Origin of the sequence: Colwellia sp., assembly GCF_013215345.1 — a bacterium.
Taxonomy (GTDB): Bacteria; Pseudomonadota; Gammaproteobacteria; order Enterobacterales; family Alteromonadaceae; genus Colwellia.
The window spans coordinates 1-7,283 of the sequence record NZ_JABSOV010000159.1 but is presented as its reverse complement, the minus strand read 5'-3'; the positions used below and the strand labels follow the sequence as shown (position 1 = coordinate 7,283).

Annotated in this window: 14 protein-coding genes; 11 read left to right on the top strand and 3 right to left on the bottom strand. The window is 37.9% G+C overall.

The features are described 5' to 3' along the window. The 3 genes from HRT50_RS16905 to HRT50_RS16895 form a co-directional block, all read left to right on the top strand. On the top strand, positions 1-1,692 hold a 1,692-nt coding region (locus tag HRT50_RS16905), incomplete at its 5' end, for an amidohydrolase (RefSeq protein ID WP_291616649.1). A gap of 142 nt (positions 1,693-1,834) precedes the next feature. Next, the gene (locus HRT50_RS16900; RefSeq protein ID WP_291616647.1) at positions 1,835-2,071 is read left to right on the top strand and encodes a hypothetical protein; all 237 of its coding nucleotides are present in this window, start codon (positions 1,835-1,837) and stop codon (positions 2,069-2,071) included. A 57-nt stretch (positions 2,072-2,128) separates the two neighbouring features. Beyond that, entirely contained in the window at positions 2,129-2,332 is a 204-nt protein-coding gene (locus HRT50_RS16895; protein ID WP_291616645.1) for a hypothetical protein, read from the top strand. Between the two features lie 4 nt (positions 2,333-2,336). Here the strand turns inward: HRT50_RS16895 and HRT50_RS16890 are convergent, their stop codons facing one another. Beyond that, the gene (locus tag HRT50_RS16890) at positions 2,337-2,681 is read right to left on the bottom strand and encodes a YajD family HNH nuclease (RefSeq protein WP_291616643.1); all 345 of its coding nucleotides are present in this window, start codon (positions 2,679-2,681) and stop codon (positions 2,337-2,339) included. 125 nt (positions 2,682-2,806) lie between these two features. Beyond that, on the bottom strand, positions 2,807-3,217 hold the full coding sequence (locus tag HRT50_RS16885; protein WP_291616641.1) for a hotdog domain-containing protein: 411 nt from the start codon (positions 3,215-3,217) through the stop codon (positions 2,807-2,809). 501 nt (positions 3,218-3,718) lie between these two features. Between HRT50_RS16885 and HRT50_RS16880 the strand changes: the two genes are divergently transcribed. The 8 genes from HRT50_RS16880 to HRT50_RS16845 all read left to right on the top strand — a co-directional run bounded on the left by HRT50_RS16880 (position 3,719) and on the right by HRT50_RS16845 (position 6,682). Further along, the gene (locus HRT50_RS16880; protein WP_291616639.1) at positions 3,719-4,024 is read left to right on the top strand and encodes a DUF2007 domain-containing protein; all 306 of its coding nucleotides are present in this window, start codon (positions 3,719-3,721) and stop codon (positions 4,022-4,024) included. A gap of 73 nt (positions 4,025-4,097) precedes the next feature. Continuing rightward, positions 4,098-4,688 carry a uracil-DNA glycosylase family protein gene (locus HRT50_RS16875; protein WP_291616637.1) on the top strand — a complete coding sequence of 197 codons (591 nt, stop codon included), beginning with the start codon at positions 4,098-4,100 and terminating at the stop codon, positions 4,686-4,688. A gap of 172 nt (positions 4,689-4,860) precedes the next feature. Continuing rightward, positions 4,861-4,977, top strand: coding sequence for a helix-turn-helix transcriptional regulator (locus HRT50_RS16870; protein WP_291616635.1), 117 nt, complete (start codon positions 4,861-4,863; stop codon positions 4,975-4,977). 65 nt (positions 4,978-5,042) lie between these two features. Continuing rightward, the gene (locus tag HRT50_RS16865) at positions 5,043-5,171 is read left to right on the top strand and encodes a hypothetical protein (RefSeq protein WP_291616633.1); all 129 of its coding nucleotides are present in this window, start codon (positions 5,043-5,045) and stop codon (positions 5,169-5,171) included. A 33-nt stretch (positions 5,172-5,204) separates the two neighbouring features. Further along, positions 5,205-5,357: a hypothetical protein gene (locus HRT50_RS16860; RefSeq protein WP_291616631.1), complete on the top strand. Its 153-nt coding sequence runs from the start codon at positions 5,205-5,207 to the stop codon at positions 5,355-5,357. 7 nt (positions 5,358-5,364) lie between these two features. Next, positions 5,365-5,763: a hypothetical protein gene (locus HRT50_RS16855; RefSeq protein ID WP_291616630.1), complete on the top strand. Its 399-nt coding sequence runs from the start codon at positions 5,365-5,367 to the stop codon at positions 5,761-5,763. Then, complete coding sequence (locus tag HRT50_RS16850) at positions 5,753-6,316, top strand: hypothetical protein (RefSeq protein ID WP_291616628.1); 564 nt, start codon at positions 5,753-5,755, stop codon at positions 6,314-6,316. Before HRT50_RS16855 ends, HRT50_RS16850 begins: the two co-directional genes overlap by 11 nt. Before the next feature lie 66 nt (positions 6,317-6,382). Further along, positions 6,383-6,682: a DUF1330 domain-containing protein gene (locus tag HRT50_RS16845; RefSeq protein ID WP_291616626.1), complete on the top strand. Its 300-nt coding sequence runs from the start codon at positions 6,383-6,385 to the stop codon at positions 6,680-6,682. A gap of 191 nt (positions 6,683-6,873) precedes the next feature. Here the strand turns inward: HRT50_RS16845 and HRT50_RS16840 are convergent. After that, positions 6,874-7,283: LiaF domain-containing protein (locus HRT50_RS16840; protein ID WP_291616624.1), on the bottom strand; the 410-nt coding region annotated here is incomplete at its 5' end.

Here is a 7,283-nt window from a genome sequence, read left to right as displayed (position 1 = left end):
GAGCATGCAGCTAACGAGACTAAGCCAGCTAAACTTACCGTATATATTGCAAAAAAAATTATTACTATGGATAACAGCCAACCTTACGCCACCGCTGTTGCGGTAGCCGATGGCAAAATCGTTTCCGTGGGTAGCCTTGATTCCCTACAAGGTTGGATTAAAGAGCGTGGCGCAACCATAGACCCTACCTTTAAAGATAAAATTATCATGCCGGGCTTAATTGACCCGCACGTACACCCTTCTTTACCGGCGGTATTAACACAATTCCCTTTCATCGCCCCTGACGATTGGTCTCTGCCTACTGGGGAGTTTCCCGGTGAAACAACGAATAACGGCTATATTGAGCGATTAACTGAACTGGTTAATAAGCATTATAACGATCCAAACCATAACCCTGCTATCCCGTTTGTTACTTGGGGTTATCATACTCTTTGGCATGGGGATGTTTACAAGCAAGAACTCAATGCATTATTCCCTAACAAGCCGGTCATGCTTTGGCATCGCTCATTTCACGAATTAATTGCCAATGATGCCGCACTTAAATTATTGAAAGTAGATAAAGCCGCAACTATTGCCCATCATGAGGCCGACTGGGATAAAGGTCACTTTTGGGAGAATGGCGCCATGCAATTAATGCTCCCTAAAATGTCATTTATGTTTGCACCAAAGCGTTATGGTCAAGGTATGAAGAACTTCTTAGAAATGATGCACCAAAGTGGCACCACCACAGCAATGGATATGGGCATGGGCGTTTTTGGTGACCCGGTTGGTGAAACCGCACTGATCAGAAAAGTTGCCGAAGAAAGTAAAGCGCCAGCACGTTTAGTCTTAACGCCTTTCATTACTGATTTCATTGCTCGTGGGATATCCCCTGAAGATGCGCTGAAAGAAGTTGAGCAATGGACTGAGGGCAATAGTCATAGAGTTGTTTATGATAAACACTTTAAATTAATGATGGATGGCGCGATTTATTCAGGTGCTTCACAAATGGACTTCCCAGGCTACAAAGACGGCCATAAAGGTATGTGGATGGCGCCACTTGAAACCACCTATAACTATGCGAAAGTATTTTGGGAAAATGGCTATCAACTTCATGCTCATACCAACGGCGATGGCAGTGCCAAAGAGTTGATCAATTTAGTTCGCCGCTTACAAGCTGAGCACCCAAGAACAGATCACCGCACCACGCTCGAACATTTTGCTTATGCTACCGAAGCGCAAATAAAACAGATGAAAGCCCTCGGTATGATGGTTTCGGCAAACCCTTATTATCAGTATATTTTAGCGGATATTTATGCCGACCAATGGCTTGGTGAAGATAGAGCCAGAAAAATGGTGCCTTTAGGCACAGCTAAAAAATATGGTTTACCTATAACTTTACATTCAGATGCACCTATGGCGCCACTTAGCCCGTTAACGCTGGCATGGACCGCAGTAAATCGAGTAACCATCAACGGTAATAAAAACATAGCAGGAGAAAAGTTAACGGTTGATGAGGCGCTTCGAGCCATAACTATTGATGCCGCTTGGACTATGCGTTGGGAAGATAAAATTGGCTCTATTGTCGCAGGAAAAAATGCAGATTTTGCTATCTTAGAGCAAGACCCGTATCAAGTAGACCCTAAAAAGCTTAAAGATATTAAAATTTGGGGTACAGTGTTTGAAGGTGAAAAATTCCCAGTAAAGCATTAAGCAGCTATATTGCTGATATAAACAAGATAACGGCTGATAAAACCGTCAGCCGTTTACTCAGTTCAACGCTAAAAGCAAAGAGCAAATATTTAAGAGTTAGTACTTAAAAATTAACAACTAAAAAAATAATAAGGAGATAATTATGAGTGGTACAACTATGGTGGTTGTTATTGTCAGTGTGGTCTTTGGCGTTTTATATAAGATGTATAACAAACATCTCGAATTCAAAACCAAAACAATTGCCCACAATCATGATGTTGACGGAAAAAATGATGAGCTTAGCAAAGAAGTCCTAGCTCTAACCGAGCGTGTACAAATACTAGAGAAGATTGTTACCGATGAAGGCTATCAAGTACAAAAAGATATTAACAAACTATAAGCTCAGTTACTTAGGTACATTATAGATTTTATCCATGAATGACGGAGTATTTAAGCGATGAAGCTAATAATGAAAACCGAGTTTGATAATCTTAGGCTTAATAGTAAACACGATTATGAAACCGATAGTAATGGGGATAAACAAGTCGTTAAAATTTATTGCGATGAGTTACTGATTGCCAAAAAAATAAAACAGCATAAATCCATTCGTTTTTTTGGCATTTCAGGCTATGAAAAATATCTTACCCAAGAGGAGCATTAACAGGCTACTTCTTCAACATAGACTTTAAATCTGCGAATGGATTATAGGTAGCGGTATCTTGATTGGTATCGCCCGCTTTAACTTCCCTTTGATACCTAGCCTGATCAGTATATTTATCATGTTCGTTATCGTGACAGTAAATGCATAGTAGTTCCCAGTTGCTACCGTCGTTAGGGTTATTAGTATGGTCATGGTCGACATGATGTACTGTTAATTCTTTTAAGTTAGAGAATTCAAAAGCACGGGCACAGCGGCCACATACCCAAGGAAACAGTTTTAGTGCTCGGTCACGATAACCTTTTTCTTGTTGCTTATAATTGGCACTAGTACCAAAGCGATCTGAGGACATAATAATATAGGACGATGGATAAATAATGTTGCTAGTGTATTGCTAAGCGCTAGGCTTAGCAATAGCGGTTTATATCCTTTACCATGCAAAATTCAGCTTAATTGGTAACTGGCATTTGATGTGTGCTACACATTAAGAGTATTTATTTCTACTTTAGTTTGCTGAGCTAATATTTCCAACGTTTTTCCATGGGGTATAGGTAAACGAGTTTTCGCATCAACTTGTACAAAAACAATATCATCAGCCAAACAAATGGTTTTTTTAGTGGCTTTGTTACGCACCAAACAAGTTACGGTAATAGAAGTACGACCTACTTTTTTAGTTTCTAAACCAAACTCAACTACATCTCCCTGCATAGCAGCAGACTCAAAACTAATCTCACCAATATGCTTCGTTACTAAACAGTTAGTTTCTAATTGACAGATAGCATAAATAGCGGCCTCTTCATCAATCCATTCAAGGGCGCGGCCGCCAAATAAAGAGTTGGCGTAATTTAAATCATTGGGCATAACAAGACGACGGGAAAGAAAGCGCATAAAAGCCTTAAGGTAAATGTAGGTTTAACTGGTATGACCTATTATAGCACTTCCCTCACCAGTTATTGAGTATTAACTCTACTAATTGTTTGGTTATTTGTCCAACAACCATAAGTAGTGCATTTTGGAATATTTATAGAAGTTCCTACTGTAGTTAAGCTTAGCCGTGTCATCATTTAAATGGCTCAGCTTAAATTATTTTTAGTACTCTGTAATTGCTGTGATCTCGACAAAAAAAGTGTTTAACTAGCTCAGTATTACCAAGTTAAATATTACAAAATCACCATTAACACATTACTCTGCTACATTGATTCAGTTACTTTTGTAATAAAAAATAATAATTGGAGACTATTACTTTAAGTGGTAAGTATTTTTATCAATTAATAAGGTAAAGTAATTACTTTTAAAGCAGTGTTTACTTTATATTAAAAGAGGAAATGTTCTCCTTATATTATAATAACTAGTTTTTAACTCTCTATTTTAAATTAGGAGTAGTCAACTGTGAAGATAGTGTATAGCGCCGAAAATAGTTTTCTTGTCAACAATGTAAGAAATCTCCTTGAAACTAAACATATTGAAGTCATGATAAAAAATGAATACGCGCAGGGAGCAGCGGGTGAAATATCGCCCTTTGACTCTTGGCCTGAGCTTTGGGTTGTTAACGACTCCGACTTTGATCCTGCGATGGCAATCGTAAAGTTATCACAACAAAGTAATGATAGTGTTGAATGGAGCTGTAAAAGTTGTTCTGAAAAAAATGCTTCATCTTTTGAAATATGTTGGAATTGTCAGACTGAAAAGACATAACAAAACAGTAAGACAGAACAAAATATAGTTGGTTAGGCTACACCTCTTACTATTAGGATCTTGTGCGGCAGCAATGACAGAGTTTTCATCTCTACTCAACGAAATAAGACATTGCACCATTTGTGCATCGGCATTATCGGATGGGCCAAGACCTATTGTGCAGGCTCACCCAAAGGCAAAGCTTTTGATTGCTGGTCAGGCTCCCGGTCGCAAAGTGCATAATTCAGGAGTGCCATTTGATGATGCCAGCGGTAAGCACTTGCGTGAATGGTTGGGATTAACTCGAGAAGAGTTTTATAATCCACAGAAAGTTGCTATTTTACCTATGGGATTTTGTTTTCCTGGCACGGGTAAAACAGGTGATCTTGCGCCACGAAAAGAGTGCGCACCAGCTTGGAGAGATAAAATCCTTGCCCACCTTAAGCATATAGAACTCACTATTGTACTCGGAAGTTATGCTCAGAAATATCATTTAGCTGGCACGAATTCTTCAGTGACAGAATTGGTAAAGTCATGGAAAAGCTATTGGCCAAATATAGTTCCGTTGCCACACCCTAGTCCTAGAAATAATATCTGGCTTAGGAAGAATCCTTGGTTTGAAATAGAACTGCTGCCAAAACTTAAACTTCGTGTTGCCGAATCGTTAAAAGACAGTAATACCTAACAAGAACAGCTAAAAAATACGGTAAAAATAACCTATTAGCTTCGTTTAGTAGTGTAAACAGGGGCTGTCGGGTGAAAGTCGGGGCATGCGGGGCTAATGTCAGGTATAAATCGTCACCGACAATAACTAATTTAATGAATACTTGTGATTCTTAAGTACAGAGGTAAATTTAATGATTCTCAAAGAACTGCGTATTAACCGCCATTTTTCACAAGAGCAATTAGCTCAAATGTCTGGACTAAATGTTAGGACAATCCAGCGTATAGAAAGCGGAAAAAAGCTAGCCTAGAGTCTATTAAATGTATTACTGCTGCACTTGATGTGGATATAACAACCTTGAATCAGGAGAAATTTATGATAGATAAAAAATCAGATAACTGGAAGACTTTACCTTTGTTATTGAAGTGCTGGTTTGTTTTTAACTTTTACAAACCAGACCCAGTAGAAAATCAGCCTATCGAATTGAAATTATTGGCCATATAAGTGGCTTTATTTTTTGTTGTTTAGGCCTAATTAGTGAAGCTGCACTCGTGGGCGGTATACTCATGCTTGCTACTGCTTATTTATACCACGGACTTATATGGCATGGTGATCAGTATGGCATTTGGTATGACCATGAGCCAAGCCAAAAACATGAACCGAGCTAAAGCAGCTAAATTTAACCAGTAGAGTGTATATGCGTATAACTATTGTATTTTTACTTTTCTTCATTTCATTTTATGTAAATGCAGAAAACATTAAGCCCTTCACTTCGGACGGATGTAGCTCATTTCCTGATGGAACATTTGAGCATAATCAATTATGGCTATCGTGCTGTACCGCTCATGATTATGCTTATTGGCAAGGAGGCACATACCAAGAAAGACTGGTCGCTGACAAAGAGCTGCAACAGTGTGTTGCTAAGGTTGGCGAACCTCACATCGCCAACCTTATGCTAGCGGGTGTTCGTGTTGGTGGCAGTCCATATTTGCCAACATCATTTCGGTGGGGTTATGGCTGGTCGTACCCTAGGTGGTATAAGGTATTAACCGATGCAGAACAAAAACAGATAAAAGCTATGGAATATGACAAGTAACAAAACAAAAGTAATCGCTATCAGCGGAGTATCTGGTGCAGGTAAAACTGCCGCGGTTAAATTTTTGGCAAATAGCTTTAATTGCCCATACTTACTTTTTGATGATCACACAGATATTCATACTTACCCCCAGGATATGAAATGTTGGCTTAACAATGGCGCTAACGTTTCTCTTATCCAAACACCTAAATTTGTTAGTGCTTTACAAACACTAAGGTCAACGAACAACAGCTGTTTCATTTTCATTGAAGAGCCTTTTGGCAGAGAGCGAAACTCAATGGCTTTATTAATTGATTATGTTGTTTTATTGGATCAACCTCTAGAGTTATGCCTAAGTCGTATTATAAAAAGGCATACTGATAACCTCCCAGGTGAGAGTTCAGCTTCATTAAGTTTAATTGCAAGTTTCTTAGATAAATACCATGACCACTTTAGAGAAATTTATATCCGTGCCGCTAACAAAGTTAGCCTGAATTGTGATTTAATCATCTCGGGAAACATATCTATTAAAGAGACCACAATTTCTATTAGTGACTGGTTGAAAAAAATGTAGCTTACGTAGAACCCAAGTAAACAAAATATCGCTATTTATAAATATTAATAAAACTTAAGGGATTATATGTCGTATGAAATACTCGTCGGTTTGCATGTTTTAGATGATCTAAAATATGAAAATTACCGCAAAGCTATGAAACCAATACTTTCTGATTATCAAGGTGGATTTGGTTATGATTTTAAAGTGTCAGAGGTATTAATTTCACCAGACAATAACGATATCAACCGAGTATTTACTATAAACTTTAGCAGTAAGAATAAGATGGAAGGTTTTTTCTCAGACGCTCAATACTTAGTGGTTAAAGAGAAGTATTTTGTTGAGTCGGTTGGTAGTGCCACCATAATAGCGAGTTATGAAAAGTAGATTGCTGAATTCGGATAATATGACGCGCAAGAAAGTTCATACATAGGCATTAATATTGAGATTAGCTCTTTGCACCTTAAAGCTATGCAAGCGCTAAAGAACGACACTAGCGTAATCTCATTATTAATCATTTACTATTTATAACTCTCAATATATTACTCACTATCTAAAAATCACTAAACAAGTTGATATTACGAGAACATTTTTTTAAAGCTATCAGCCATTTTAATGAACTTCTCTTTCATGGTGCGCTTTAAATCGATATCGACACTACTAAATATCGAAAACCCTTCAATAATAATAGTTGGTACTGGTGTTGTAGCCCTGACATGACTAACGCCGTTATTTGGTGCTGAGTTATCAATACTGGCAAAAATACAAAAAGCTTTAGAAGCTACATTCACATTTTCAGGCACATAAATAGTATCACTACTAAATAGGCTAAATATTTTTATGCGTACTTCTTGTTGACTAAATATGGCATCAGTAAAGTCGATATCAGTGCTACTAAACAGACTAAAATAGCGTATTTCATTGGCAACTCTAAAAGCACCACCACGATTGCTACTGCTAAAGACATTTACCATGGTATCAACTTTTT